This window comes from Dietzia sp. CW19, assembly GCF_014145265.1.
Classification (GTDB): domain Bacteria; phylum Actinomycetota; class Actinomycetes; order Mycobacteriales; family Mycobacteriaceae; genus Dietzia; species Dietzia natronolimnaea.
In genome coordinates, this window is the sequence record NZ_JAALEE010000109.1 from 1 (window position 1) to 1,369 (window position 1,369).

The 1,369-nt window shown below is 71.7% G+C and carries 3 protein-coding genes; 2 read left to right on the plus strand and 1 reads right to left on the minus strand.

Going from position 1 to position 1,369, the window contains the following annotated elements; genetic code table 11:
- Positions 1-446 (minus strand): amino acid-binding protein (locus tag G6021_RS03855; protein ID WP_182638838.1); only part of this gene is annotated, 446 nt, incomplete at its 3' end.
- Positions 447-524: 78 nt separating this feature from the next.
- On the opposite strand from G6021_RS03855, the gene gatC reads away from it, so the two are divergent.
- Both gatC and G6021_RS03865 read left to right on the plus strand, forming a co-directional pair.
- The gene (gene gatC / locus G6021_RS03860; protein ID WP_182610883.1) at positions 525-824 is read left to right on the plus strand and encodes an Asp-tRNA(Asn)/Glu-tRNA(Gln) amidotransferase subunit GatC; all 300 of its coding nucleotides are present in this window, start codon (positions 525-527) and stop codon (positions 822-824) included.
- On the plus strand, positions 821-1,369 hold a 549-nt coding region (locus tag G6021_RS03865), incomplete at its 3' end, for an amidase (protein ID WP_241736415.1). The genes gatC and G6021_RS03865, both read left to right, overlap by 4 nt.

Genomic DNA, 1,369 nt, shown 5'->3' on the forward strand with positions numbered 1-1,369 from the left:
CGAACCGCCTCGACCCGGCCCCCGTCCCACAACGGTGCGGCGGCGCCGCGAGCGACCAGCCGGCATCCATCGGTCGTCTCCTCCACCACGAGCGCCCACCCGAGGCGCAGCGCCGCGGGCAACTCGTCGGCGAGCATCTGGTCAGCGCCGGCCCCCGCCCCTGCCACCGCGTCGATGAGCTCGAGCTCGCGGTGCGCGTCGAGGATCCCGCCGAACGGCCGCAGGGAATCCACCATGACCCCGTCGAGTTGCTCGGCCGCGGTGATCAGGGTGTCGGGGAAGGTCCCGTTGGGGACGTTCACCACGATGTCGTCGACGGCCACCCCGTCGAACCGGTCCACCACGTCGAGGCTGATGATGTCCGCGCCGGCGGTTCCCAGGGCGACCGCGAGGGAGCCGAGGCTGCCCGGTCGATCGGGGAGCAGGACGCGGAGCAGATATGACATGGCGCCCATTGTGCCGCACTCTGACGGCCTGACTAGGCTGGGCCGGTACCGACACGCCACGCCGAAGGGACTACACACGTGACCTCGATCTCACGCGGGGACGTCGCGCATCTGGCCAGGCTCTCCCGCCTGGAACTGAGCGACCCCGAGCTGGATTCGTTCGCGAGACAGCTCACCGACATCCTCGACCACGTGCAGGCCGTGTCCGAGGTCGCAGCGGACGACGTCCCGGCGATGAGCCATCCCACCGCGATCTCCAACGTGTACCGCGACGACGTGGTCACCCCCGGTCTGACCCCGGAGCAGGCGCTCGACCAGGCCCCGGCCGCGGACCAGCAGCGCTTCGAGGTCCCGCAGATCCTGGGGGAGGAGGCATGAGTTCACTCACCACCGCCTCCGCGGCCGAGCTGGCCGGCCGGATCGCCGCGCGGGAGGTGTCCTCGGAGGAGGTCACCCGGGCACACCTCGACCGGATCTCGGAGGTCGACGGAGAGATCAACGCCTTCCTGCACGTGGGAGCCGACGAGGCGCTCGACGCCGCGCGTACCGTCGACGCCCGTCTCGCAGCCGGTGAGGAGCTCGGACCGCTGGCGGGGGTCCCTGTCGCCCTCAAGGACGTGTTCACCACCACCGACGCACCCACCACGTGCGGGTCGAGGATGCTCGAGGGCTACCGCTCCCCGTACGACGCCACGGTCACCGCGAGGCTGCGGGAGGCGGGGATCCCGATCCTGGGCAAGACGAACATGGACGAGTTCGCCATGGGGTCGTCCACCGAGAACTCGGCGTACGGCCCCACCCGCAACCCGTGGGACCCCAGCCGCACCCCGGGCGGGTCCGGCGGTGGCTCGGCCGCCGCCCTGGCGTCCCACCAGGCCCCGATCGCCATCGGCACCGACACCGGCGGGTCCATCCGCCAGCCA